Origin of the sequence: Pseudomonas sp. R32, from assembly GCF_009866705.1 — a bacterium.
Taxonomy (GTDB): domain Bacteria; phylum Pseudomonadota; class Gammaproteobacteria; order Pseudomonadales; family Pseudomonadaceae; genus Aquipseudomonas; species Aquipseudomonas donghuensis.
The window spans coordinates 5,220,913-5,246,644 of the sequence record NZ_CP019396.1; the positions used below are offsets into that span (position 1 = coordinate 5,220,913).

Consider the following 25,732-nt stretch of genomic DNA (forward strand, 5'->3'; position numbering starts at 1 on the left):
AACGCATCGCGGGTCAAGTCGCTACTCAGTACTCGATCCGCACATCCCCTTTCGGTACGCTGCAGCACGAAAGGATATAGCCTTCGGCGACGTCTTCATCGGTGATGCCGCCGTTGTGCTCCATCTCCACTTCCCCGCCCAGCTTGAGCACCTTGCAGGTGCCGCAGATGCCCATGCCGCAGGCCTTGGGGATCATCAGGCCGAGCTTGGCCGCCGCCGCGTGCACGGTCTCGCCCGGGGCCACGCGGATGCTCTTGCCGGTGGCGGTGAACTCCACCTGGTGCAGGTCGCCGGCGTTCAGCTCGGCGGCTTCAGCGGCCTGTTCGGCGTGCTCGACGGCATCGGCCTTGACCTCGGCCGGGGTCGCGCCGAACGACTCCTCATGGTAGCGGCTCATGTCGTAGCCGCTGCCTTCCAGCAAGCGCTTGACCGCGTTCATGTACGGCGTCGGGCCACAGCAGAAGATCTCCCGTTCCATATAGTCCGGGGCGATCAACTCCATGAGTTTCTGGTTCAGGTAGCCGCGGTAGCCCGCCCAGGGCTCGCCCAGGCCGTGCTTCTCGCAAATGATGTGCAGGCTGAAGTTGTCGATCCGCGAGGCCATGTGCTCCAGCTCGCGGTGATAGATGATGTCTTTCGGCGAGCGCGCGCTGTGGACGAAAACCATGTCGACATTGCCGTTGGTGTCGTAGAACCAGCGGGCCATGGACATCACCGGGGTGATGCCGACGCCGCCGCTCAGGTACAGCACCTTGGGGCTGGGGAAGTCGATGGCGTTGAACAGCCCCACCGGTCCGTGCACCGCCAGCTCCTGGCCTTCGTGCAGGGTGTCGTGCAGCCAGTTGGAAACCTTGCCACCGGGTACACGCTTGATGGTCACCGAGAAGCTGTAAGGCACCGACGGTGAACTGGAGATGGTGTAGGAACGCATGATCGGCTCGCCGTCGATCTCCAGCTCCAGGGTAACGAACTGCCCGGGCTTGAAGAAGAACATGATCGGCTGGTCGGCCATGAAACAGAAGGTGCGCACATCCCAGGTTTCCTGGATCACCTTGACGCAACGCACGATATGGCGGCCGTTGGCCCAGGTCTGGGTGCTGACCGGATTGAGGAAGCTGTTGGACATGCTCGTCTCCACGGCCGACTGCGGCCTGATGGCTGCGATTCTGCGCAAGCCGCGCAGGCGACACTTACCTATCCGCGACATTGGCGTGCTTATCGCGACCAGCCCCCGGCTACAGGGGCTGGCGCGTCGGAAACGGATCTGATCATGTCGCCCATGGATATGGTTCATGCGCACTTCGAACGCACACTCCATCGCAAATGATCCTGCTGTATTTGAGCCTTGCGTCGCCATAACAACGATTAGCCACTTTCACCGGCCACAAGCACTGGCCATGAGGACCTACACGATGGACGTCACCGCAACTTTGAGTCTGGGCGATCCACTGGAACCTGCACGCAAGGCCACCGCCGAGATGCTGCAGAGCCGCGAGCGGACCTTCTCGCTGCCACAGCCGTTCTACTGCGACGAGCGCCTGTTCCAGATCGACATGGAAGAGATCTTCCAGAAGGAATGGCTGATCGCCGGGATGACTTGCGAAATCCCGACCAAGGGCAACTTCATCACCCTGCAGATCGGCAAGAACCCGATCCTGGTGGTGCGCGGCGCCGAAGGCCAGGTGCATGCCTTCCACAACGTCTGCCGCCATCGCGGTTCGCGCCTGTGCACCAGCGACAAGGGCAAGGTCGCCAAGCTGGTCTGCCACTACCACCAGTGGACCTACGAGCTGGACGGCCGCCTGCTGTTCGCCGGCACCGAGATGGGCGCCGACTTCGACATGAAGCAGTACGGGCTCAAGCCTGTGAACGTCAAGACCGCCGGTGGCTACATCTTCATCAGCCTGGCTGAAAACCCGCCAGCGATCGATGACTTCCTCGCCACCCTGAACCACTACATGGAACCCTACGACATGGAGAACACCAAGGTGGCGGTGCAAACCACCTTGATGGAAAAGGCCAACTGGAAGCTGGTGCTGGAAAACAACCGCGAGTGCTACCACTGCAGCGGCTCGCACCCTGAACTGCTGAAAACCCTGCTGGAATGGGACGACGTCACCGACCCGCGCGCAGACCAGGCGTTCAAGGACCACGTCGCGGCCTCCGCCGCCGCCTGGGATGCCGAGAAGATCCCCTACGCCCACGCCAGCTTTGGCCTGCGCAACCGCATCGTGCGCATGCCACTGCTCAAGGGCACGGTATCGATGACCCTGGACGGCAAGCAGGGCTGCCAGAAGCTCATGGGCCGGATCAAGAACCCGGACCTCGGCTCGATGCGCATCCTGCACCTGCCGCACTCGTGGAACCACTGCATGGGCGATCACATGATCGTCTTCACCGTGTGGCCGATCAGCGCCCAGGAGACCATGGTCACGACCAAGTGGCTGGTGCACAAGGATGCGGTTGAAGGTGTGGATTACGACCCGGCGCGCATGCGTCAGGTGTGGGATGCCACCAACGACCAGGACCGGCGCCTGGCGGAAGAGAACCAGCGCGGGATCAACTCGACGGCGTACCAGCCGGGGCCTTATTCGAAGACCTACGAGTTTGGTGTGGTGAACTTTGTCGATTGGTACAGCGAGCGGATGCTGAGCAACCTGGGGGCGGCGCCGGCGCCTTATCTGAAGGGTGTGGCTGCGCAGTAAAGCGGGGCCGCTTTGCGGCCTATCGCCGGCAAAGCCGGCTCCCACAGGTGGTGTGTATACCTGCAAACCCTGTGGGAGCTGGCCTTGCCAGCGATGGGGCCGTACCAGTCTGTACAAATTTTGACCACCTACCGCAATCCCCCGGCCCCGCTGGGCCCGTCCACACAGCAAACACTTTATCCACAGGACAACCCACAGCTAATGTGGGCAAGTCGTTGTTTTTCCCGCGAAATTTTATTGATCAATATTTGATCAAATCTCTACACGCCTTTAAATACAAGGCTCACAGCGGAAGGCGAACACCTTATCCACAGAGACGCCAACAGACTTTGTGTGCAAAAGTCGAAGCGCTAAAAAACCGTTGTGGATAACGCCTTGAGCGACCGAAATACCGGGCCTGAGCAGGCATAAACAAGACAATTGGCTAGTTTCTGATCAACCCTACGCAGCCCTTGCGCCACGGGCCTCTCAGCCATGGGCGAACATATTATCCACAGACCCGCCAACAGCGATTGTGGGCAAACTCATTGCCGCCCTGGGAAGAAAACCTCGAAAAATCCACAACTTAGCCTGATCATTTTTTGACCATAACGCCGAAGGGCACGCAATGCGTGCCCTCCAGCCATACACAAACACTTTATCCACAGATCGGCCAACAGACTTTGTGAGCAACTGTCAGCGCAACACGCCCTCTTCCACCAGCAGCTTGAGGATGGCTTGCGCGCCGTCCTGAGGGCTGACGTCCTTGAGCACTTGCCCACCGCCGCCGCTGGCCTTGGCGGTGGCGGCTTTCATACGGTCGGCGCCGCTCTTGGCCTTGATCACCTTGAGGCGTTTAGGCCGCGGCTTGGCCGGTTGCAGTTCGGCACTTGTGAATAACTCGTCTGCGACAATCGCTACTTGGCGCGCCGCCAATACACCACGCCGGGCGGGGCCAAACGCGCTCTGGCGCGGCTTGGGCGCGGCGTTATCCACAGTGGCGAGCAACGGCAGGCGCACCTTCAAGCGGCGCCGCTGGCCCCGTGGCAGGGCCTGCAGGACCTGGGCCACGCCGTTGTGGATAGACTCCACTTCGGCAAGGCCCACCACCAACGGCCAGCCCAGGCGCTCGGCCAGCAGGAACGGCAGCATCCCCGAACCTTCACCGGTTTCCGCCTGGCTGCCGGTCAGCACCAGCTGGGCACCGGCGTCGCGCAGGTAGTCACCGAGTACGCCCAGGGCATCGGCGCCTTGCGGCTGTTCGAGCACGTCGATGTGTTCCAGGCCCATGCCCAGGTAGGCGCGCAAAGCCGGCTCCTGCGGGTCTCCGGCATGCAGCACCTGCAAGTTATCCCCAGCCAACTGCAGGCCCAGTTCCACTGCCCGGGCATCCTGCTCGGCGCGGCGGCTGCGGCCGGAGCTTGGGTGGGCACCGATTGAAACCAGACTGATGACCTTGGTGTGCATAGTTGTCCCCTGCCCTTAGGCCGCATCGCGCTTGGCGTCGTTGCGGTAGTTTTCCACAGCCTCGATCAGCGCTTGCAGAATCGCCGCGCTGTCGCCAATCACCGACAGGTCGGCACGCTTGATCATGTCGCAGCCCGGGTCCATGTTGATCGCCACCACCTTGTCGCAGGCACCGATGCCCTGCAGGTGCTGGATCGCCCCGGAGATACCCACCGCCACGTAAACACGTGCAGTCACCCAGGTACCGGTAGCACCGACCTGGCGATTGCGCGGCATGAAGCCGTCGTCCACGGCCACCCGCGAAGCGCCTTCGGTAGCGCCCAGCGCAACGGTGGCGCGGTGGAACAGGTCCCAGTCCTTGACACCATTGCCGCCAGAGACAATGAACTCGGCCTCGGCCATGGCAATGGCAGCCGGGTCGACGGCCACCGGGCCGAGGTCTTCGATACGCGACAAGCTGCGCGCCGCGCTTGTGGATAACTGCACGGGCAAGGCTTCGTGGCGAGTTTCACTGACCGGTTCCGCGCATTCGGCAGCCGCCAGGATCAACCGTGGCAGGCCGCGGATCAGGTCCTGCTGGCCAGCGCCGGCACGGCCGCTGCATTGCCCATCTTTGACTTGCCAGACTCTTGTCGCCGGACGTTCGCCAATGGCCGCGGCAAGGCGCCGGCCCAGCTCGCCGCCACCGGTGCGGCTGTCTGGCAGCAGCCAATGGCGCGGGCTGTACTGGTTATCCACAGCACGCAGACCCTGCACCAGTTGCTCCGGTACGTAACCTGCGAACGCCTCGCCTTCGATCACCAGCAGGCGATCAACGCCGGCTGTGGAAAAGTTACTTTCCTTGTGTTCGCCAAACACCACCGCCAGCACTGCGCCGTCGCTGCCGGCCAGGCTGTGGGCCAGGCCCAGCAGGTCGCGGTCGTGGCTACCCAGGCGCCCGCCGACCATGTCCGGGACCACGGCAATGTAGAACGCCGGCTGCGCCACCTGGTGCAGCGGCAATTGCACCGCCACTGCTGCCGTGCGCTTGCTGCTACCGCCCTGCTGGGCGCCGCTGCGGTCGATGCGCTTGATACCGTTGGGGCCGATGAAGCCGATCCCATGGGGGTTCTTGCGGATGATGCCGTTGGGCCCCATCCAGCTGTGCTGTTGGCCCTGCTGCATGGCTGCGTGCAGCGGGTGCAGGCGGTTACGGGCGATCCACTCGGCGCGCGGATCACGGCGAATAATGTCGCTCATCAGTGCACCTCCGCAGGTTCACGCTTTGCCGGGGCGGGTTTGCTCGCCGAGGCCGGTTCTTCGAGGATGGCGTCGGCGACCAGTTCGGCCAGGTCCTTGATCAACGGACGCGGTTCGACCACGCCTTCGAGCATCGCCGTGCACTGTGGACAACCCACGGCAACCAATTCGGCGGCGGTCTCGCGGATGTCGTCCATGCGCATGTCGGGGATACGCTGTTTGCCAGGAATATCGGTAATCGGCGCACCGCCGCCACCGCCGCAACAGCGCGAGCGGAAGCCCGAACGCTGCATCTCCTTGACCTCGATGCCGAGGGCGCGCAGCACTTCGCGCGGCGCTTGGTACTCGCCGTTGTAGCGGCCCAGGTAGCACGGGTCGTGATAGGTCACGCTGCCGCCCTTGTGCTGGCCGAGGTTGAGCGCGCCAGCGGCAATCAGTTCGGCGATATAGGTGCTGTGGTGCTGCACCAGGTAGTTGCCGCCGAAGGCACCGTACTCGTTCTTGAGCACATGGAAGCTGTGCGGGTCGCAGGTGACGATGCGCTTGAAGCTGTACTTGGCCATGGTCTGGATATTGCGCTTGGCCAGTTGCTGGAAGGTCGCTTCGTCGCCCAGGCGCCGGGCCACGTCACCGCTGTCGCGCTCTTCCAGGCCGAGCACGGCAAAGTCTACTTGCGCAGCTTTCAGCACTTTGACAAAAGCCCGCAGGGTGCGCTGGTTACGCATGTCAAAGGCACCATCGCCGACCCAGAACAGTACTTCGGCGGTCTTGATGTCACCGAGCAGGTTGAGGTTGAGGTCCGCCGCCCAGTTCATCCGCCCACCCGGGGCGAAGCCGCCAGGGTTGTCGGTGGCGATCAGGTTGTCCAGCACCTCGGCGCCCTTGTTCGGCGTCGCGCCTTTTTCCAGGGTCAGGTGGCGACGCATGTCGACGATGGCATCGACGTGCTCGATCATCATCGGGCATTCCTCGACGCAGGCGCGGCAGGTGGTGCACGACCACAGGGTCTCGGCATCGACCAGGCCGTTGACGATCGGCTGATGCGGGTTGCCGCCATGCTCGCCGATCGGCTTGCCAGGGTACGGGCTGCCGGCAAACTTGGCATCGGTGCCGCCGGCCAGGCCAACGACCATGTCCTGGATGAGTTTTTTCGGGTTCAGCGGCTGGCCTGCGGCAAACGCCGGGCACACGGCCTCGCACTTGCCGCACTGTACGCAGGCGTCAAAGCCGAGCAGTTGGTTCCAGGTGAAATCCTTGGGCTTTTCTACCCCCAGTAACGCCTGCGGGTCCTCAAGGTCGATGGGTTTGAGCCCGGTCGAACGGCCACCGCCAAAGCGCTCGGCGCGCCGGTGCCAGGCCAGGTGCAGGGCACCGGCGAAGGCGTGCTTCATCGGCCCGCCCCAGGTCATGCCGAAGAACAGCTCGGACACGCCCCACAGCACGCCAATCCCCAGCAACGCCACCAACAGCCAGCCGCCGAAGCCCTGCGGGAGAATCCCGGCCACCGGCAAGGTGGCGATGAAGAAGCTCGCGGCAAACACCAGCAGGCTTTTCGGCAGGCGCATCCACGGGCCTTTCGACAACCGTGCTGGCGGGTTGAGGCGGCGTTTGTAGACAAACAGCGCACCGCCGAACATCAGCACGGTGGCGAACAGCAAGGCAAACCCAAGGATCTTGTTATGCAGGCCAAAGCCATGCACCAGGATCGCCAGCACCGCTGCCAGGACGAAGCCGCCAGCCGTGGCCACGTGAGTGTTGGCCATGTACTTGTCGCGGGCGACCACGTGGTGCAGGTCGACCATATAGCGCCGTGGCATGGCCAGCAGGCCGCCCAGCAGATCGACCTTCGACGGCCGACCCTGGCGCCACATCCGCACGCGCCGCAGCGCGCCGAGGACGGCAAGGCCCAGGGCGGCGAACAGGAGGATGGGGATAAGGGTGTTCAACATCAGAGGCACCTTTCAGGTGCAAGCCTCAAGCCTCAAGCCGCAAGCAAGGGCAACACCGCGTTGCTCTTGCTTACCGCTTGAAGCTTGCCGCTTGCAGCTGCCTTAGAAATCCTTACAAAGCCGAAGTGCGTCGTAAATGGCCGCGTGTGTATTGCGCTGCGCCACGCAGTCACCGATGCGGTACAGCAGGTAGCCTTCGCCCGGTTGGCTGAGGATCGGCTGCGGCTTGATCGCGAACAGGGCTTCGATATCGATCTGGCCCTTGTTCCGCGAACCTTCCTTGAGCCCGTAGTACAGCGCCTCGTCCGGACGCACGCCGTTCTCGATCACCACCTGGTCGACCACCCGCTCCTCTTTGGCACCGGTGTATTCGTTCTCCAGCACCGCCACCAGCTTGTCGCCCTCGCGGTAGACCTTTTCCAGCATCAGGTCGCCGGTCATGATCACTTCCTTGGGGTACATGCTGCGGTAGTAGGTCGGGAACGACGTGCCACCAATGGCCACGCCCGGCTTGATGTCGTCGGTGACGATCTCCACCTGGCTGCCTTTGTCGGCGATGTAGTCGGCTACCGACATGCCGGTGAATTCGCAGATGGTGTCGTACACCAGCACGTTCTTGCCCGGCGCCACCTTGCCGTCGAGCACGTCCCAGCTGCTGACCACCAGCCCTTCGGCTGCGCCCCAGTGCTCGTTCTGCTCGATGTAGGGATGGCCGCCCACCGCCAGCACGATAATGTCCGCACGCAAGTCCTGGATGGTGTCGATATCGGCCGCAGTGCCCAGGCGCAGGTCGACCTTCAGGCGCGCCAGCTCCAGTTGATACCAACGGGTGATACCGGCGATCTGGTCGCGTTGCGGCGCCTTGGCAGCGATGCTGATCTGCCCGCCGATGGCGTCTTTCTTCTCGAACAGGGTGACGTCATGGCCGCGTTCGGCCGCCACACGAGCGGCTTCCATCCCCGCAGGCCCGGCGCCAACCACCACCACCTTGCGCTTGGGCCCGGTGCTTTTCTCGATGATGTGCGGCACGCCCATGTATTCACGGGAGGTTGCCGCGTTCTGGATGCACAGCACATCCAGGCCCTGGTACTGGCGGTCGATGCAGTAGTTGGCACCGACGCACTGCTTGATCTGGTCGATCTGGCCCATCTTGATCTTGGCAATCAGGTGCGGGTCGGCGATGTGCGCGCGGGTCATGCCGACCATGTCGACATAGCCGCCTTCGAGGATGCGCGTGGCCTGGTTGGGGTCCTTGATGTTCTGCGCGTGCAGCACCGGTACCTTGACCACTTCCTTGATGCCGGCCGCCAGGTGCAGGAACGGCTCGGGCGGGAAGCTCATGTTGGGGATAACGTTGGCCAGGGTGTTGTGGGTGTCGCAGCCCGAACCGATCACGCCGAAGAAATCCAGCATGCCGGTGGCATCGTAGTACTTGGCGATTTCCTTCATGTCCTCGTGGCTGAGGCCATCGGGATGGAATTCGTCACCGCAGATGCGCATGCCCACGCAAAAATCCGGGCCGACTTCAGCACGCACGGCCTTGAGCACTTCCAGGCCGAATTTCATCCGGCCTTCAAACGTGCCGCCCCATTCGTCGGTACGCTTATTGACCCGCGGGCTCCAGAACTGGTCGATCATGTGCTGGTGCACCGCCGACAGCTCGACGCCATCCAGGCCGCCTTCTTTGGCCCGGCGCGCGGCTTGCGCGTAGTTGCCGATCACCCGCCAGATCTCTTCCGGCTCGATGGTCTTGCAGGTGGCACGGTGCACCGGCTCGCGCACCCCCGATGGCGACATCAGGGTTGGCCAGTTGAAGCCATCCCAGCGCGAGCGGCGGCCCATGTGGGTAATCTGGATCATGATCTTGGCGCCATGCTTGTGCATGGCATCAGCCAGGTTCTGAAAGTGCGGGATGATGCGGTCGGTCGAGAGGTTCACCGAGGCCCACCATTCCTGCGGGCTGTCGATCGCCACCACCGAGGAGCCACCGCAAATGGCCAGGCCGATGCCGCCCTTGGCTTTCTCTTCGTAGTACTTCACGTAGCGCTCGGTGGTCATGCCGCCGTCGGTGGCGTAGACCTCGGCGTGCGCGGTGCTCAGTACCCGGTTGCGGATGGTCAGTTTGCCGATCTGGATCGGCTGGAACATTGCTTCGAAAGCCATGGCGGGATCCTCGACTTACAACGGCTTGACGATGAACAGGCCATCGTCGTGGCCTTCTTCCGAACCGCCGTAGACCTGCTCGGCGACCGTACGAATGTTGCTGCCGCGGGCCGCCAGGATCTGGTCCATGGCCCCGGCGAACCAACCGGTGAACATGTAATCGACCTTGCGCCCGACCTTGCCGTAGACATAGACGAACGCTGAGTGCTCGAGCTTGACGCTGGCAGTGCCCTTGTCCAGGTCAATGTCCTGGATCTTGAACAGGCCCCAGCCGCGCTGGGACAGGCGCTTCATGTAGTGTTCGAACACCGCCACGCCTTCGAGGCCGTGGCATTCAGCCTCTTTCTCGCACCAGTGCCAGGCGGACTTGTAACCGGCCTTGTAGAGGATCTCGGCATAGGCGTCGGCGCCCAGCACTTCCTCGATACCCATGTGGTTGTTGACGAAGAAATGCCGCGGCACGTACAGCATCGGCAGGGCATCGCTGGTCCAGACACCGGTCTCGCTGTCGACTTCGATAGGCAATTGCGGGGCGATCTTGGCCATGGAAACTGAACTCCAGAAATTTTGGTTGGCTGCCCCTGCGCCTGTGGCAGGGGGCGGAAGACGGTTACTGGCGGCTTATTCGCCCCAGACATCCTTGAGCACGTTGACCCAGTTCTCGCCCATGATCTTGCGCACCACGCGCTCGGAATGGCCGCGATTGAGCAGGGTCTCGGTAAGGTTGGGGAACTCGCCCACGGTGCGGATGCCCAGCGGGTTGATGATCTTGCCGAAGTTGGTCAGGCGCCGGGCGTAGCCCTTGTCGTGGGTCAGGTACTCGAAGAAGTCCTGGCCGTGGCCCTGGGTGAAGTCGGTACCGATACCGATGGAGTCTTCACCGACGATGTTCATGGTGTATTCGATAGCTTCGGCATAGTCGTCGATGGTCGAATCGATGCCCTTGGCCAGGAACGGCGCGAACATGGTCACGCCGACGAAACCGCCGTGGTCGGCAATGAACTTGAGCTCTTCATCGGACTTGTTGCGCGGGTGCTCCTTGAGCCCGGAAGGCAGGCAGTGGGAGTAGCACACCGGTTTTTTCGATTCGAGGATGACTTCTTCGGACGTTTTGGAACCGACATGGGACAGGTCGCACATGACCCCGACGCGGTTCATCTCGGCGACGATCTCGCGGCCAAAGCCCGACAACCCGCCATCACGCTCGTAGCAGCCGGTGCCGACCAGGTTCTGGGTGTTGTAGCACATCTGCACGATGCCTACGCCCAGCTGCTTGAACACCTCGACATAGCCGATCTGGTCTTCGAAAGCATGGGCGTTCTGGAAGCCGAAGAGGATGCCGGTCTTGCCCACTTCCTTGGCCTTGCGGATGTCGGCGGTGGTACGCACCGGCATCACCAGGTCGCTGTTCTCGCGGATCAGCTTCTGGCTGGCGGCGATGTTGTTGACCGTGGCCTGGAAGCCTTCCCAGACCGACACCGTGCAGTTGGCCGCAGTCAAGCCACCCTTGCGCATGTCCTCGAACAGCTCGCGGTTCCATTTGGCAATGATCAGCCCGTCGATAACGATGCTGTCTGCGTGTAATTCGGCTGGGCTCATCAGGCTGTCCCCTTTATTGGTAAACCTGCGCCGAATCGTCTGCCGGCGCTTTGGGGCCAGCATATGCCTAGGGGCAATGTCGCCCAGATGCAAAAACGACAGGGGAATTGCCGAAAGCGTCAAAGAGCGACAAAGGGGCGTTGCAGGTCGCCGTGGCACAGTCTTTAACAGTTTCCCGACAATCCGCTCAAAGATTGCCGCAGGCCCCTGCCCTAGCATGCACTGACCGCCATTCCCGCCCAGGTGCCTCATGCTTCGCTCGCTTCGCCTTGCTTCATTGTTCGGCCTGCTGCTCGTCAATACCGGTTGCGGCGAACGGGCGCCGACGAGCCTGCCGCCGATCGGCAAGGGCGACTATCGGGCGGTCATCGAACACTTGCGCCAGAGCATCCCCGAGCAGATGCGCAAGAACCACGTGCCCGGCCTGTCGCTGGCGCTGATCGACGGCCAGGAGCTGGTCTGGGCCGAAGGTTTCGGTCTGGCTGACGAGGCGCTACACATGCGTGTAACACCAACCACGGCGTTTCGCGCCGGTTCTCTGTCCAAGCTGTTCACTGCCAGCGCCACCCTGCAACTGGTCGAGCAGCAGCGCCTGAGCCTGGACGCACCGTTGTCACGCACCCTGCCGGAGTTTCGCGTGCGCTCGCGCTTTCACGCCGATGCCCGCAGCGCCAACGACGCCATCACCTTGCGCCGCCTGCTCAGCCACCAGGCCGGCCTGCCGAGCGAATTCCTGCCTCGCCTGCGCACTGATGATCCATTGAAGTACCTGCCGCAGAAGGCCTCGGGGTTGTGGCTGAACAATCCGCCGGGCACGCAGATGGCCTATTCCAACCTGGGTTTTGCCCTGCTCGGTGCAGCCATCGAGCGCAGCAGCGGGCAACCATTCGAAACCCGCCTGCAGCAGCACCTGTTGCAACCGTTGGCCATGGAACATTCGAGTTTCGTCGGCAATAGCGAGCTGCAACCCTATCGCGCCCGAGGCTACCTGCAAGGTCAGCCCAGCAGCGACGAGGAGATCCGCGACCTGCCCGCCGGCGGCTTGTGGACCACGCCACGGGATGTTGGCCAGTTCGTGCAAATGCTGTTCGCCCAGGGACGTTTCGATGGCAGGCAGCTGCTGAGCCAGCAGTCGGTTGCCGAGATGTTCCGCCAACAGAACCGTGCCAATGCCCTGGACTTCGACTGCCCTATAGGCCTTGCCTGGTACCTGGGCCCTTGCGGCGACCCGCGCATCGGGCCGCAGCTGCAACAATGGCAACACAGTGGCTCGACTGGCGATTTTGCCGCGCAACTGAGCGTGCTACCCGAGCCACAGCTGGCGGTGGTGGTGATGGCCAATGCCGACACCGCCGAAGCACTGGTCAGCGAAGTGGCCACTCAGGCCCTGCGCCTGATGCTCCAGGCCCAAGGCAACCAGCTCGTCTGCCCGCGCGACTGTGCGCCGAGCCTGCCGCCGCTGGCCGCTGCCGCGGCGCCCAGCCCTCGCGACCGCCAGCGCCTGGCCGGGTTGTACGCCAGCCCGTTGGGCGTGATTCGCTTCAAGGACCAGCGCCATCAACTGTTTGCCGAACTGGGCGGCAAGCGCGTCGAACTGCTGCGCGACAGTCAAGGCTGGCTGCGGGCACAGAAAAAACTGTTGGGCTTGTGGTCGCTGGATCTGGGCCTGCTCGAACAACTTCAGCTGGATGTGATCAGCGTCGCGGGCAAAGAAGTGCTGGCAGTCAGGCGCCACGGCCAGACCCTGCCACTGGGCGAGCGCATTGACCCCGGACCGATACCCGCCGACTGGCAAGCCAGTGTCGGACGCTATCGCCTGATCAGCCCCAACGAGCGCGAACCGTTGCTCGACGGCCTGACCTTGCGCATCGATCAAGGCCTGCTGCTGGCCCAGGGCCGGCGCAAAGGCGAAACCCTGGGTGAATTCGTGGTCCAGCCACTGGATGACGCCCATGCCCTGCTGGCCGGCAGCGCATTGGGCGCGGGCAACACCCTGACTCGGCATAGCGACGGCTTGCGGGTGCTCGGCTATCGCTTTGCGCGCAGCCCAGACCAGGACGCCGGCCTGCAGCTCTAGGTTTCAGCCATCGACGTGCGGCCAGCTCAACACGAAGCAGGCGCCACCTTCGCGGCTATCGCCCACCTGGGCATAGCCGCCGTGCCATTGCGAGACCCGACGCACCAGCGCCAGGCCAAGGCCAAAGCCACCGGTGCGCCGGTCACGGCTGGCGTCCAGGCGCGAGAACGGCTCGAAGATCTTCTCTCGGGCGGCAAGCGGTACGCCTGGGCCGTCGTCCTCTACCACGAGGCGATACAGCTCACCTTCTCGCTGCAGGCTGACCCGGACTTCACCGGCGGCATAGCGAATGGCATTGCGCAACAGATTGATCACTGCCCGCGCCATGAACCGCGGCTCGATACGAATGCTCTGTACCGTACACGCCTCAAGCGACAGCTGCACACCGGCCGCCTCGGCCTCCAGAGCGACACTGCCCAGGACACTGTCGATCCAATGGTTGGCCTGGATGGTTTCGCGCTTGATCTCGGTGGCGCCACGCTCAAGGCTGGCATAGGTCAACAACTCCGAGACCATCTCCTCCAGGTCGCCCAGGTCGGCGTGCATTTCGTCGATCAACGCACCGCAGCCTTCCTGGCGGGCCAGCCGGCGCAGTTGTTCGAGTTCGAAGGTCAGGCGTGCAATGGGAGTGCGCAGCTCATGGGAAACTGCGTTGGTCAGCTCACGCTGGTTGGCGATCAGGCCTTCGATGCGCCCGGCCATCTGGTTGAAGTGCTCGGCCAGTTCCCGAATGTTCGAGCGCCGCGACAAGTAGATACGTGAACGCAGGTCGTTGTCACCAAAACGCTGGGCCGCCAGGCGCAAGCGCTCAAGGTCACGCCAGTGCGGCCATACCCAGAGAAACAGGGCAATACCGATCAAGCCGCCGAGCATCGCGTAGGCGCCGACGGTATAGGTACGGGTCAGCTCGGGCTCAGGCGGCAAGTCGATGCTCAGCAATTGGCTGCTACCGTCGATGGGGCTGATGAACTGGGTGAACTCCTTGCGAACCACCAGTTGCCGGTTTGCCAGCAACTGACGCTCGCGCTCATCCAGCTGCAACTGCCCGGCGTCGACCAGTTTCAGGCCCAGGCCGTAATTGGGCTGCAATTCGTCCAGACGCCGCTGGCGCTGCTCAGCGGTAAGCGGGCGCAGTTGCTCCACCAGGCTGTACGCTGGCCCACGTACCGCTTCGCGGTGGTAGACCTCGGTGGGGGCGTTGAGCAGCCAGGTGAACACATGGTCGACCGCGGTGATCGCCAGGGCAAAGCCCAGTACCAGGGTGATGAACAGGCCAAGAAACAGGCGCAGCATCTACAGCTCCCAGGCAAAGGGGTTGAACAGATACCCCTTGCCCCACACTGTCTTGATGCACAGCGGTTCACGCGGGTTGTCGTGCAGCTTGTTGCGCAGCTTGCTGACGTAGACATCGACACTGCGGTTGAGGCCGTCGAAGGCGATGCCACGGATATGGCTGAGGATATCGTCGCGGGAAAGGATTTGCCCGGCGGAACTGGCCAGCAACCACAACAGCTCGAACTCCATGGTGCTCAGTTCGATGACCTGCTGGCCCAAGCGTGCTTCGCGGCTGGCCCGGTCAATACTCAGGCGCCCGAACTCGAGGCTGTCGCGCTCGCTCGGGTCACTGCCCTTACGCCGCTGCAAGGCCCGCAGCCGGGCCAGCAACACCGGCGGCTTGATCGGTTTGATCACGTAGTCGTCGGCACCGGACTCAAGGCCGAGAATATGGTCCAGATCATCCTCGCGAGCAGTGAGGATCACGATCGGCGTGGCCGCCTGGCTGCGAATTGCCCGGCATACTTGCAGGCCGCTCAGGCCGGGCAGCATCAGATCGAGTACCACCAGCGCCGGTTTGAAGCCCAAAAAGGCCTCCAGTGCCTCGTCACCCCGGTGCACACAGTGCACCTCGAAGCCGTGCTCGGCTAAAAAATGCGCAACCAGGCTGGCCAGCTTCAAGTCATCCTCGACCAGCAGTACCTTGATCAGTCCGGAGCATTCCATGGCGTTTCCACAGGGTAAGAGTGAGGATAGTGGCTAAACGCCAAGTTTATGTGCACCTTTATGAAACGTCTGTGAATAAGTGTTCACGCAGCCTGCACGCTTTTTCACAGGTGCAACGGCTACCCTGTTCTTTGCTGCGGCGCTGAGCGAGAATCGGCGCCCATGTTCGCGCAAGCTTTCGGAGGATGTCGCAGATGAGAACGATGGTAGGGCTGGCCCTGGTATTGCTGGCATTCGGCGCCCATGCCGAGGACGACGAAAGTACCCCGTGCGACAACGTCGAAACCGACCAGCAAAGCTATGAATGCGCTCAATACAGCCGCACCACCGCCGAACGCGAACTCGATGCCGCGTTTACTGACCTGCTGGATCGAATCAAGGAACAATACGCCGGTCAAAGCGCGAAGATCAGCGACGTGAGCAAACGCCTGAACGACGCCCAAGCGCTGTGGAAGCAGCTGCGCGACGCCGACTGCAAGGTCGAGACCTTTGAGCAAAAACCCGGCAAGGACTTCGACGCGGCATTGAACACCTGCCTTGCCCAACGTAGCGATGATCGCTCCGAATACTTGCAGTCCCTGGGGCTGCAAAACTCCGATTGAGAACAGCATGAAAATCTGCGGAATTGAAATCAAAGGCAGCGAAGCGCTGCTCGCCGTTGCCACGCTGGACGGTACCAGCCCTGTGCATCTTGCCCTGGCCACGAAAAAAATCGGCCTGGAAGATGACGAACTGGCGGACAACGTCAAAGTCTTTGCCCAGCAGGCCCGGCAATTTATCGCTGAACATGGCATCAGCCACCTGGCGATCAAGAAACGCAGCAAGAAAGGCGACTTCGCGGGTGGCCCGACCACCTTCAAGATCGAAGGCATATTGCAGTTGCTGGACAATTGCGAGGTGGAACTGGTTTCACCGCAGACCGTCAGCGCTCAGGCCAAGAAACACAACATCGAACTGCCTGCTTCGTTGAACAAGTACCAGCACGAAGCCTACAAGAGCGCCTGCGCGCTGTTGCTCAAGCGCCGCTGAGGCTGACGGCCCCGGCCTTGCGGTCTTCCCGCGGGCAACGCGCGAATCGCCCCCGGTAGCAGCGGGTGAAATACGACGCTGATTCGAACCCGCAAGCGATGCTCACCTCCAGTACGCTCAGATCGGTCTGGCGCAGCAGTTGCCGGGCCTTGTCCAGGCGCAGGCGCAAGTAAAAACCGCTGGGCGTGTCGTGCAGGTACAGGCGAAACAGGCGCTCCAGCTGGCGCCGGGTGACCTGCACCGATTCGGCCAACACCAGGGTGTTGAGCGGTTGTTCGGTGTTGCGCTCCATCTCGCCGATCACCTGCACCAGTTTCTTGTTGCTGATGCCATAACGTGAGGCGATCTGCATGCGCTGGTGATCCTGGCGCGGGCGGATACGGCCAAGCACGAACTGCTCCGACACCTGGATCGCCAGCTCCGGGCCGTGGGCCTGGGCAATCAGGTCGAGCATCAGGTCGATCGACGCGGTGCCACCTGCCGAGGTGATACGGCGGCGATCTACTTCGAACAGTTCCTGGGTTGCCTGCAACTGCGGGTAACGTTCCTTGAAGGCCTCCAGCGCTTCCCAGTGCAGGGTCACCCGGTGACCGTCGAGCAGCCCGGCCTCGGCCAGCACCACGGTGCCGGTGTCGATACCGCCCAATACCACGCCCTCGTGATCAAGCTTGCGCAACCAGTGTTGCAGGGCCGGGCCGTAGCTGCGCAACGGCTCGAAACCCGCTACCAGCAACAACGTCGCACCCTTGCCCAGCGGCTCCAGGGCGGCGTCGGCATTCACCGACATGCCGTTGCTGGCCTGCACCGCGCCGCCATCCATACTCAGCACCTGCCAGCGATATAGCTCGCCGCGAAAGCGGTTGGCCACCCGCAGCGGCTCTATCGCGGAAATAAAGCCGATGGCGGAGAAGCCGGGCAACAGCAAGAAATGGAAGTCCTGGGGCATAGCGACAACTCGACGGCCACGGATGCTGGGTTAATAGCGCGCTGGTCGCCACTGTGCAAGTGCCGGTCGCCAGAGTGCGATTTTTACCCACAGCACCCGCGTAGTTTGATCACACGGCACGCAGAGGCCGCCCCCTATAACAATTAGAACTGCCGTTGGAGGAGCCACCATGAACAGAATGATCAGCCGTAGCCTGCTGATGCTCGTCGGTACCGCAATCCTCAGCACCAACGTGATGGCCGCAGAGCCGGCCGCCTGCAAGAACGTGCGCCTTGGCGTGGTCAACTGGACCGATGTGATGGCCACCAGCGCCATGACCCAGGTCCTGCTTGATGGCCTGGGCTACAAGACCAAGCAGACCAGCGCCTCGCAACAGATCATTTTCGCCGGTATCCGCGACCAGCGCCTGGACATGTTCCTCGGCTACTGGAACCCGATCATGACCCAGACCATCACCCCGTTCATCGACGCCAAGCAGGTCAAGGTCCTCGACCAGCCCAGCCTCGACGATGCCCGCGCGACCCTTGCCGTGCCCAAGTACCTGGCCGACAAGGGCCTGAACACCTTTGCCGATATCGCCAGGTTCGAAAAGGAGCTGGGCGGCAAGATCTACGGCATCGAGCCGGGCTCGGGCGCCAACACCCAGATCAAGGCGATGATCAGCAAGAACCAGTTCGGCCTGGGCAAGTTCCAGCTGGTCGAGTCCAGCGAAGCCGGCATGCTCGCCGCCGTCGATCGCGCCGTGCGACGCAAGGAGGCGGTGGTGTTCTTTGGCTGGGCGCCGCACCCGATGAACATCAACATCGACATGGCCTACCTCAGCGGCAGCGAAGGCGCCCTGGGCCCGGACGAAGGCCGGGCCACGGTGTGGACCGTCACCGCGCCGGACTATGCCCAGCGTTGCCCGAACGTCAACCAGCTGCTGACCAACCTGACCTTCAGCGCCGAGGACGAGAGCCGCATGATGCAACCGCTGCTTGACCACAAAGACGCACTGGAATCCGCCCGCCAGTGGCTCAAGGACCATCCCCAGGACCAGAAGCGCTGGCTTGAAGGGGTGACCACGTTCGACGGCAGGCCGGCCGCCGAAAACCTGCAACTGACCGTCAACTGACAAACCCAATCGCGGGTCAAGCCCGCTCCCACAGAGGAACTGGTCATCTGTGGGAGCGGGCTTGCCCCGCGACGGCCCCAACTCGCCCGAAGGAAACCGCTCATGAACCACGACGTCATCATCACCTGTGCCCTGACCGGCGCCGGCGACACCGCCAGCAAGAGCCACCTGGTCCCGGTGACCCCCAAGCAGATCGCCGAAGCCGCGGTAGAGGCCGCCAAAGCCGGTGCAACAGTCGTCCACTGTCACGTCCGGGATCCACAAACCGGTCGCTTCAGCCGTGATGTCGCGCTGTACCGCGAAGTCATGGAGCGCATTCGCGAGTCGGACGTCGACATCATCGTCAACCTTACCGCCGGCATGGGTGGCGACCTGGAGATCGGCCCGGGTGAAACCCCGCTGGAATTCGGCGCCGGCACCGACCTGATCGGCCCACTGGAGCGCCTGGCCCATGTCGAGGCGTTGCTACCGGAAATCTGCACCCTGGACTGCGGCACCCTCAATTTTGGCGACGGCAACAGCATCTATGTCTCGACCCCGGCGCAATTGCGCGCTGGCGCCCGACGCATTACTGAACTTGGGGTCAAAGCCGAACTGGAAATCTTCGACACCGGCCACCTGTGGTTTGCCAAGCAGATGATCAAGGAAGGCTTGCTCGACGACCCCTTGTTCCAGCTGTGCCTGGGCATTCCCTGGGGGGCCCCGGCCGATACCACCACCATGAAAGCCATGGTCGACAACCTGCCAGCCGGCGTGACCTGGGCCGGCTTCGGCATCGGCCGCATGCAGATGCCAATGGCCGCGCAAGCGGTGCTGCTCGGCGGCAATGTACGGGTCGGCCTGGAGGACAACCTGTACCTGGACAAGGGCGTGCTGGCCAGCAACGGCCAACTGGTAGAACGCGCCAGCGAGATTCTCAGCCGCCTGGGCGCACGGGTGCTCACCCCTGCCGAAGGCCGCGCCAAAATGAACCTGACCCGTCGCTGATTGCTGGAGAAACCGATGAGCTTTATCACCGAAATCAAAACCTTTGCAGCTTTGGGCAGCGGCGTGATCGGCAGCGGCTGGGTAGCCCGCGCCCTGGCCCACGGCCTTGACGTAGTGGCCTGGGACCCGGCACCTGGCGCCGAAGCAGCCTTGCGCAAACGCATCGCCAATGCCTGGCCCGCCCTGGAAAAACAAGGCCTGGCGCCCGGCGCATCACCGGACCGTCTGCGCGTTGTGGCGACCATCGAGGAATGCGTGCGCGATGCCGATTTCATCCAGGAAAGCGCCCCCGAGCGCCTGGACCTCAAGCTTGATCTGCACCGCAGAATCAGCGCCGCGGCCAAGCCCGATGCATTGATCGGCTCCAGCACGTCGGGGCTGTTGCCCAGCGAGTTCCACGAGTCCTCGACCCACCCCGAGCGCTGCGTGGTCGGCCACCCGTTCAACCCGGTATACCTGCTGCCGCTGGTGGAGATCGTCGGCAGCAACAAGACCGCGCCCGAGGCCATCGAAGCGGCAAAAATCGTCTACACCCAGCTGGGCATGCGCCCGCTGCATGTGCGCAAGGAAGTACCCGGTTTTATCGCCGACCGCCTGCTCGAAGCGCTCTGGCGCGAGGCGCTGCACCTGGTCAACGACGGCGTGGCAACCACCGGTGAAATCGACGATGCCATTCGTTTCGGTGCGGGTTTGCGCTGGTCGTTCATGGGCACCTTCCTCACCTATACCCTGGCCGGTGGCGATGCTGGCATGCGCCACTTCATGGCCCAGTTCGGCCCGGCGCTGCAACTGCCCTGGACCTACCTGCCAGCCCCGGAGCTGACCGACGGCTTGATCGACGCCGTGGTCGAGGGCACCGGCGAACAACTGGGCGAACGCAGCATCAGCTCGTTGGAGCGCTATCGTGATGATTGCCTGCTGGCCGTGCTGGATGCGGTAAAAACCACCAAGGCCAAGCACGGCATGGCCTTCAGCGACTGACCGGAGTGCAGCGATGCCCGCATTGATCACCTACCAAACCCCGGTCCTGGCGGACTGGGTCGACTACAACGGGCACCTGCGCGATGCCTTCTACCTGCTGATCTTCAGCTATGCCACCGATGCCTTCATGGACTGCATCGGCCTTGACAGCGACAACCGCAGCGCCAGCGGCAATTCGCTGTTCACCCTGGAGTGCCACCTGAACTACCTGCACGAGGTGAAGCTCGGCACCCAGGTGTGGGTACAAACCCAGGTCATCGGTTTTGACCGCAAGCGCCTGCAGCTGTATCACAGCCTGCATCGCGAAGGGTTTGACCAGGCGTTGGCGGCCAGCGAGCAGATGCTCCTGCATGTGGACCTGGCAGGGCCAAGGTCGGCGCCATTCGCGCCCGGGGTGGTGGAGCGCTTGCAAGGGATCGTGAATGAGCAGGCGGACCTGCCGGCGGCCGAGTTTGTTGGCCGGGTGATCGGGTTGCCAAAGTAACCGCCCTATCGCTGACAAGCCAGCTCCCACAGAAGCGGCGGTGATCCCTGTGGGAGCTGGCTTGCCAGCGATGAATCCAGGCAAAAAATAACCCCGGCAAGCCGTGAAGCAACCGGGGCCAAGAGCGAGTATGAACATGCTTCAAGCGGAGGGTGACCAAACCTTCCTTTGCTGTGCATGACCTCAGTGTGCAGCCTCCCTTCCCCGTCGATTTGCCCGAAAACGACCTGGGCTTAGGTAAAGCGGCCATTGCGGCATTCTGTCCTTGCCGCCCTGCGGTGCTGCCCACAGAATCGACTGACGATCACACCTGCAAACAAGGACAACAACCATGATGCATGCGGATTTGATTGATCAAGACGACCTGCTGGGCCAACTGCGCGCCCTGGGTTTCGAGATGCCGAGCGGGGCCAGCGCCGAACAGGCCTGCGAGTATGCGGTGCGCGGTTTGAGTGAGCCGCGGGCCAAAGCCTTGAAGGGTATGGTCGAGCAGATGTACACCGGCAATGCGACCATTCTGCCGGCCGTGCGCCAGGCGATCGAAAAGCAGTTGTTGCCGGCGTTGGCCGAATTTCAGAATCGTTAACAGCATCGCGGGTCAAGCCCGCTCCCACAGAGATCACCTAACTCCTGTGGGAGCGGGCTTGACCCGCGATTGATTCACCTCGGAATCAGAGCCTCACACTGGCAAACGTCGACTCATTGCGCGCCTGGCTCAACGCCGACATAGGCCCCGCCAGCGGCGACAGCACCAGCGCCTGCGGGATCGGCATCATCGCCACCTGCTGGGCGGTGTTGGAGCCCACGCGCTCGTCACGCGGCGGAATGCCGAAGTACTCGCGGTAGCACTTGGAGAAATGCGGCGTCGAGACAAAGCCGCACACCGACGCCACTTCGATGATCGACATCGGCGTTTGCTTGAGCAATTGCCGGGCGCGGATCAGGCGCAGTTTCAGGTAGTAGCGCGACGGCGAGCAGTGCAGGTACTTCTGGAACAGCCGCTCAAGCTGGCGACGTGACACCGACACATAAACGGCCAGTTCATCCAGGTCGATCGGCTCTTCCAGGTTGGCTTCCATCAGCGCGACGATTTCCTGCAGCTTCGGCTGGTTGGTGCCGAGCATGTGCTTGAGCGGCACGCGCTGGTGATCCTGCTCGTTGCGGATGCGCTCGTAGACGAACATCTCGGAGATCGCCGCCGACAGCTCGCGACCATGATCACGGCTGATCAGGTGCAGCATCATGTCCAGCGGCGCGGTGCCGCCAGAGCTAGTGAAACGGTTACGGTCGAGGGTAAACAGGCGAGTGCTCATGCTCACCCGCGGAAAGGCCTCCTGCATCGCCGCCAGGCATTCCCAGTGCACGCTGCAATCGAAGCCATCGAGCAGGCCGGCACAGGCCAGCGCCCAGCTGCCGGTGCACACCGCACCAAGGCGGCGGGACTGACGCGCCTGGCTCTGCAGCCAGGTGACGTGCTCACGGGTCACGGTGCGCTGGATGCCAATGCCGCCGCAGACAATCACGGTGTCCATGGCCGGCGCCTGGTGCATGGCCGCATCGGGGGTGATCTGCAAGCCGTCGCTGGCCCAGACCTGACCGCCATCCACGCTCAGGGTGCTCCAGCGGTACAGCTCGCGGCCGGACAGCTGGTTGGCCATACGCAGTGGCTCAACAGCGGAAGCCAGGGAAATCAGCGTGAAATTGTCCAACAGCAAAAAGCCGATGGATTGAGGTGTGCGGTTCTGGGTTGGGGTCCCGGAGTTGTACGACGTCATCGCGGTATCTCCTCACACAATGCAGGTTGCGCCTCAGGCAGGCACGGGCTTTTTTTGTCACGGCCCCAATTCGGATGCAGGGGCTTTGCCAATCACAACGCAAATGCCATGCCTGAAATTGAATGGCCATTCAATAAAACCCAAAAACGACGTCGCGCAGCGTCTATTCAGCCCTTGTTCCCAGGCGTGGTAATAAACGCAAACGAGCGTCCTAGTGCTGGTCTGTAGGACGTGTGAGCAATTCGGTAGCACTTGTGTGAAGGATGCCCAGAAACGACATGGGCAACTGTCACCCAAGGCGCCAGGCGCCGGGGTAACAGCCGATGACCCGGGGAGGGATCGGCCAGCGCGCCAAAAGGCAGCGCGCAGGCCAAACGTGAACGAAAACGGCGCAGGCCGCCGCAACGCTTCAACATTCGATAGCGCTGACCGCCAGGCCGCCGCGCGAGGTTTCCTTGTACTTGTCGTGCATGTCGGCGCCGGTATCGCGCATGGTGCGGATCACCCGGTCCAGGGAGATAAAGTGCTCGCCGTCGCCGCGCAACGCCATCTGCGCCGCATTGATCGCCTTGACCGCAGCAATTGCATTGCGCTCGATGCACGGCACCTGCACCAGCCCGCCAACCGGGTCGCAGGTCAGCCCCAGGTTATGCTCCAGGCCAATCTCGGCAGCGTTTTCCAGTTGCGCCGGGGTGGCGCCAAGCACTTCCGCAAGGCCGGCAGCGGCCATGGCGCAGGCCGAACCGACTTCACCCTGGCAACCGACTTCGGCACCGGAGATCGAAGCGTTCTTCTTGCACAGGATGCCCACTGCTGCTGCACCGAGGAAGAAGTCGACGACATTGGCTTCACTGACTTCGTCGCTGAAGCGCATGTAGTAGTGCAGCACCGCCGGAATGATCCCTGCCGCGCCATTGGTCGGCGCCGTCACCATGCGCCCGCCCGCAGCGTTCTCTTCGTTGACCGCCAGGGCATACAGGTTGACCCACTCCATGGCGCTCAGGGTCGAGCCGATCACGTTGGGCTTGTTCAGCTCCTGCAGGCTGCGGTGCAGCTTGGCGGCCCGACGCTTCACATTCAGCCCGCCGGGCAGGATACCTTCGTATTTGAGACCGTTTTCGACGCAGTCCTGCATGGCGTGCCACAGCTTCAAAAGCCCGGCGCGAATCTCAGCTTCGCTGCGCCATACTTTCTCGTTTTCCATCATCAATTGCGACACGCGCAGGTCGTTTTTCTTGCACAGTTCAAGCAGCTCCACAGCGCTGTCGAAATCGTACGGCAATACGGTGTTGTCGGCATCAAGGACGCCGCTTGCAGCCTGGGCTGCATCGACCACGAAGCCGCCCCCCACCGAGTAATAGGTATCACGGTGCAGCTCGCCCGCAGCACCTTCGGCGATCAGGGTCATGGCGTTGGGATGGTACGGCAGGTTCTCGTCGAGCAGCCGCATGTCGCGGGCCCAGACGAAACCGACTTCGAGCCGGCCGTCGAGCAGCAAGGTGTCTGTTTCGCGCAGTGCGGCGATGCGCGGGGCGATCTGCGCTGGGTCAATGGCGTCTGGCCATTCGCCCATCAGGCCCATGATCACCGCGTTGTCGCTGCCATGGCCGATACCGGTGGCCGACAGCGAACCGTAGAGGCGCACTTCGATGCGCCGCACCTGCTCCAACTCACCGCGCAGGCTTAGGCCCTGGACGAACAACGCCGCGGCGCGCATGGGCCCGACGGTATGGGAACTGGATGGGCCAACGCCGATCTTGAACAGGTCGAACACACTGATGGCCATGCCACCTACCTCCTGAATGTGCAGCCCCACAGCCCAAGCCAAGGGCGCCGCAACTGCTACGCTAAATAGGCGGCAATCCGCCGATTCCGCGCATCATCAGGCTTTTGCCAGGACCTCTGACGTCTGCAACCGACGCGCTCTTGCCCAGCAACGCCGCCAGCTGTCAGCCGCGCTTGTGCGCCGTTTTTTTGCGGTGCAGAGGTAGCGAAACTGCGTTTACAGGGCGAGATAAATCTGTAAACGACCTCATCGGCACTGGATGCGACCCTGTCTGTACTGGATACGACGCACCCTGTAGGCGTTTGATTTTGGCTGTTAGATGATCGGTATCGACTCGATTGCACGGCAGCCGTCCCGCTATCGCCCGATAGTCAGGCCCGACCGAATGCAAACCATAAAGCACGGCGGTCCCGTGGGACATCCGAAAAAAAACCCAGGAGTCCATCGAATGAAAGGTTCACCCTCGCTATTGCTGGCCGCAGTGCTGAGTCTGCCGGTGCTGGCCCAGGCCGCCGAGCCCGAGCAGTGTCACACCGTCAACTTCTCCGATGTCGGCTGGACCGACATCACTGTGACCACCGCGGTCACCAGCGTCGTGCTCCAGTCGCTGGGCTACAAGACCAAGACCACGATGATTTCGGTACCGGTGACCTACAAGTCGCTGGCCGATGGCAAGAACATGGACGTGTTCCTCGGCAACTGGATGCCGACCATGGAAAACGACATCAAGCAGTACCGCGATGCCGGCACCGTGGAAACCGTACGGGCCAACCTTGAGAACGCCAAGTACACCCTCGCCGTGCCCCAGGCGCTGTATGACAAGGGCCTGAAAAGCTTCGCCGACATTGCCAAGTTCAAGAAGGAGCTGGACGGCAAGATCTACGGCATCGAGCCGGGCAACGACGGCAACCGCACCATCCAGAGCATGATCGACAAGAACGCCTTCGGCCTCAAGGACGCCGGCTTCAAGGTGGTCGAATCCAGCGAGGCCGGCATGCTCTCGCAAGTGGAACGCGCCCAGCGCCGCGACACCGCCGTGGTGTTCCTGGGCTGGGAACCGCACCCGATGAACACCCGCTTCAAGATGAAGTACCTGGACGGCGGCGATGACTTCTTCGGCCCCGAATACGGCAAGGCCACCGTCCTCACCAACACCCGCAAGGGCTATGTGCAGGAATGCAGCAACGTCGGCCAGTTGCTGAAGAACCTGTCCTTTACCCTCGACATGGAAAGCACCCTGATGGGCAACGTCCTGGACGACAAGATGAAACCCGACGCTGCAGCCAAGGCCTGGCTGAAGAAGAACCCGCAGGTGCTCGACACCTGGCTGGCCGGGGTTACCACTGTTGACGGCAAGCCTGGCCTGGAGGCAGCCAAAGCCAAACTCACGCAGTAAGCACTGCCTGCGGCGGGCTGGCCCCGCCGCAGGCTGTCTTCAAACTTTTGCAGGT

General features: G+C 62.6%; 22 protein-coding genes. 10 read left to right on the plus strand and 12 right to left on the minus strand.

Translation table 11 applies throughout. The features are described 5' to 3' along the window. Positions 1-25: 25 nt before the first annotated feature. Positions 26-1,126 carry a glycine-betaine demethylase subunit GbcB gene (gbcB, locus tag PspR32_RS24135; RefSeq protein WP_159389263.1) on the minus strand — a complete coding sequence of 367 codons (1,101 nt, stop codon included), beginning with the start codon at positions 1,124-1,126 and terminating at the stop codon, positions 26-28. A 286-nt stretch (positions 1,127-1,412) separates the two neighbouring features. On the opposite strand from gbcB, the gene gbcA reads away from it, so the two are divergent. Continuing rightward, complete coding sequence (gbcA, locus tag PspR32_RS24140) at positions 1,413-2,705, plus strand: glycine-betaine demethylase subunit GbcA (RefSeq protein WP_010221346.1); 1,293 nt, start codon at positions 1,413-1,415, stop codon at positions 2,703-2,705. Between the two features lie 675 nt (positions 2,706-3,380). Here the strand turns inward: gbcA and etfB are convergent. The 6 genes from etfB to PspR32_RS24170 all read right to left on the minus strand — a co-directional run bounded on the left by etfB (position 3,381) and on the right by PspR32_RS24170 (position 11,101). Further along, complete coding sequence (gene etfB, locus PspR32_RS24145; protein WP_010221345.1) at positions 3,381-4,151, minus strand: electron transfer flavoprotein subunit beta; 771 nt, start codon at positions 4,149-4,151, stop codon at positions 3,381-3,383. A gap of 15 nt (positions 4,152-4,166) precedes the next feature. Further along, the gene (etfA, locus tag PspR32_RS24150; protein ID WP_159389264.1) at positions 4,167-5,390 is read right to left on the minus strand and encodes an electron transfer flavoprotein subunit alpha; all 1,224 of its coding nucleotides are present in this window, start codon (positions 5,388-5,390) and stop codon (positions 4,167-4,169) included. Further along, the gene (gene dgcB, locus PspR32_RS24155) at positions 5,390-7,339 is read right to left on the minus strand and encodes a dimethylglycine demethylation protein DgcB (protein ID WP_100781787.1); all 1,950 of its coding nucleotides are present in this window, start codon (positions 7,337-7,339) and stop codon (positions 5,390-5,392) included. The genes etfA and dgcB overlap by 1 nt, the downstream gene beginning before the upstream one ends. Before the next feature lie 102 nt (positions 7,340-7,441). After that, positions 7,442-9,502 (minus strand): dimethylglycine demethylation protein DgcA, encoded by a 2,061-nt coding sequence (dgcA, locus tag PspR32_RS24160; protein ID WP_159389265.1) that lies wholly within the window; start codon positions 9,500-9,502, stop codon positions 7,442-7,444. A 15-nt stretch (positions 9,503-9,517) separates the two neighbouring features. Further along, positions 9,518-10,048, minus strand: coding sequence for a 4-vinyl reductase (locus PspR32_RS24165; protein ID WP_010221341.1), 531 nt, complete (start codon positions 10,046-10,048; stop codon positions 9,518-9,520). A 75-nt stretch (positions 10,049-10,123) separates the two neighbouring features. Continuing rightward, positions 10,124-11,101, minus strand: a complete 978-nt coding sequence (locus PspR32_RS24170; protein ID WP_010221340.1) for a dipeptidase — start codon at positions 11,099-11,101, stop codon at positions 10,124-10,126. Between the two features lie 250 nt (positions 11,102-11,351). On the opposite strand from PspR32_RS24170, the gene PspR32_RS24175 reads away from it, so the two are divergent. Further along, a complete protein-coding gene (locus PspR32_RS24175; RefSeq protein WP_159389266.1) occupies positions 11,352-13,178 on the plus strand; it encodes a serine hydrolase domain-containing protein in 1,827 nt (608 codons plus the stop codon). A gap of 3 nt (positions 13,179-13,181) precedes the next feature. On the opposite strand, the gene PspR32_RS24180 is transcribed toward PspR32_RS24175, so the two are convergent. Beyond that, a complete protein-coding gene (locus PspR32_RS24180; RefSeq protein ID WP_010221338.1) occupies positions 13,182-14,471 on the minus strand; it encodes an ATP-binding protein in 1,290 nt (429 codons plus the stop codon). After that, entirely contained in the window at positions 14,472-15,179 is a 708-nt protein-coding gene (locus PspR32_RS24185; protein ID WP_010221337.1) for a winged helix-turn-helix domain-containing protein, read from the minus strand. It lies immediately after the preceding gene. Positions 15,180-15,373: 194 nt separating this feature from the next. On the opposite strand from PspR32_RS24185, the gene PspR32_RS24190 reads away from it, so the two are divergent. Together PspR32_RS24190 and PspR32_RS24195 are read left to right on the plus strand one after the other, a co-directional pair. After that, positions 15,374-15,781: a lysozyme inhibitor LprI family protein gene (locus PspR32_RS24190; RefSeq protein ID WP_036995012.1), complete on the plus strand. Its 408-nt coding sequence runs from the start codon at positions 15,374-15,376 to the stop codon at positions 15,779-15,781. A 7-nt stretch (positions 15,782-15,788) separates the two neighbouring features. After that, entirely contained in the window at positions 15,789-16,208 is a 420-nt protein-coding gene (locus tag PspR32_RS24195; RefSeq protein WP_010221335.1) for a DUF3010 family protein, read from the plus strand. Here the strand turns inward: PspR32_RS24195 and PspR32_RS24200 are convergent. After that, positions 16,195-17,154 (minus strand): GlxA family transcriptional regulator, encoded by a 960-nt coding sequence (locus PspR32_RS24200; RefSeq protein WP_010221334.1) that lies wholly within the window; start codon positions 17,152-17,154, stop codon positions 16,195-16,197. The genes PspR32_RS24195 and PspR32_RS24200 overlap by 14 nt on opposite strands. A gap of 169 nt (positions 17,155-17,323) precedes the next feature. Here PspR32_RS24200 and choX point away from each other — a divergent pair, with 169 nt between their 5' ends. The 5 genes from choX (at position 17,324) to PspR32_RS24225 (ending at position 21,306) form a co-directional block, all read left to right on the plus strand. Further along, on the plus strand, positions 17,324-18,268 hold the full coding sequence (gene choX, locus PspR32_RS24205) for a choline ABC transporter substrate-binding protein (RefSeq protein ID WP_159389267.1): 945 nt from the start codon (positions 17,324-17,326) through the stop codon (positions 18,266-18,268). 102 nt (positions 18,269-18,370) lie between these two features. Then, positions 18,371-19,255 (plus strand): 3-keto-5-aminohexanoate cleavage protein, encoded by an 885-nt coding sequence (locus PspR32_RS24210; RefSeq protein ID WP_010221332.1) that lies wholly within the window; start codon positions 18,371-18,373, stop codon positions 19,253-19,255. Between the two features lie 15 nt (positions 19,256-19,270). Then, a complete protein-coding gene (locus PspR32_RS24215) occupies positions 19,271-20,236 on the plus strand; it encodes an L-carnitine dehydrogenase (RefSeq protein ID WP_159389268.1) in 966 nt (321 codons plus the stop codon). 13 nt (positions 20,237-20,249) lie between these two features. Continuing rightward, a complete protein-coding gene (locus PspR32_RS24220) occupies positions 20,250-20,720 on the plus strand; it encodes a thioesterase family protein (protein WP_159389269.1) in 471 nt (156 codons plus the stop codon). 331 nt (positions 20,721-21,051) lie between these two features. Then, positions 21,052-21,306: a hypothetical protein gene (locus PspR32_RS24225; RefSeq protein ID WP_026001204.1), complete on the plus strand. Its 255-nt coding sequence runs from the start codon at positions 21,052-21,054 to the stop codon at positions 21,304-21,306. A gap of 85 nt (positions 21,307-21,391) precedes the next feature. On the opposite strand, the gene PspR32_RS24230 is transcribed toward PspR32_RS24225, so the two are convergent. Together PspR32_RS24230 and PspR32_RS24235 are read right to left on the minus strand one after the other, a co-directional pair. Continuing rightward, entirely contained in the window at positions 21,392-22,495 is a 1,104-nt protein-coding gene (locus PspR32_RS24230; protein ID WP_010221329.1) for a GlxA family transcriptional regulator, read from the minus strand. Between the two features lie 409 nt (positions 22,496-22,904). Next, the gene (locus PspR32_RS24235) at positions 22,905-24,281 is read right to left on the minus strand and encodes an L-serine ammonia-lyase (protein ID WP_010221328.1); all 1,377 of its coding nucleotides are present in this window, start codon (positions 24,279-24,281) and stop codon (positions 22,905-22,907) included. Positions 24,282-24,729: 448 nt separating this feature from the next. Here PspR32_RS24235 and PspR32_RS24240 point away from each other — a divergent pair, with 448 nt between their 5' ends. Further along, positions 24,730-25,677: a choline ABC transporter substrate-binding protein gene (locus tag PspR32_RS24240; RefSeq protein WP_010221327.1), complete on the plus strand. Its 948-nt coding sequence runs from the start codon at positions 24,730-24,732 to the stop codon at positions 25,675-25,677. Positions 25,678-25,732: the final 55 nt, after the last annotated feature.